The sequence below is a fragment of the Streptomyces sp. NP160 genome (assembly GCF_006335115.1).
Classification (GTDB): domain Bacteria; phylum Actinomycetota; class Actinomycetes; order Actinomycetales; family Quadrisphaeraceae; genus Quadrisphaera.
Map to the genome: position 1 here is coordinate 394 of NZ_VDMJ01000099.1, position 623 is coordinate 1,016.

Below are 623 nucleotides of genomic sequence, written 5' to 3' on the forward strand. Positions count from 1 at the left end.
CGCCGGCGTCGACGTCGTCCAGCACCTGCCCGGCGTGGGCCGCGACCTGCAGGACCACCTGGGCGCCTTCGTCCAGCACCGCTGCAGCCAGCCGGTGAGCATGGCGAGCATCAAGCACAAGCCCAACCTGCTCGCCGCCGCAGCGCAGTGGCTGGCCCTGGGCAGCGGCCCGGGGGCCAGCACGCACATCGAGGCCGGCGGCTTCCTGCGCACGGCGCCCGAGCAGCTGGTGCCCGAGGCGACGGTGTTCTTCTCCAGCCTGGTGTGGCCGGTGGCCGGCATGCCGGTCGTGGAGGGCCACGGCTACCAGCTGTACGCCTACCCGGGCCGCGTCACCTCGCGCGGCCGGGTGTCGCTGCGGTCCACCGACCCCTCCGACGTGCCGGTCATCGTCAACAACTACCTGTCCACCGAGAGCGACCGCCAGGCGTGGGTGCGGGTGCTGCGCACCGTCCGCGAGCTGCTGTCGCAGCCGGCCTTCGAGCCCTACGACGGCGGCGAGGTGGTGCCCGGCACGCACGTCGTCACCGACGCCGAGCTGCTGGCCTTCGTGCAGCGGACCGCGCGCACCGGCCTGCACCCCACGTCGACGGCCCGGATGGGCGCCGACGACGACGCGGTGC

1 protein-coding gene is annotated in these 623 nt (G+C 74.3%); it reads left to right on the top strand.

Annotation, left to right across the window (positions count from 1 at the left end; all coding sequences use genetic code 11):
- Positions 1–623, top strand: a 623-nt coding sequence (locus FHN55_RS23080) for a GMC oxidoreductase (protein ID WP_257571206.1), incomplete at both ends; no start/stop codon positions are given.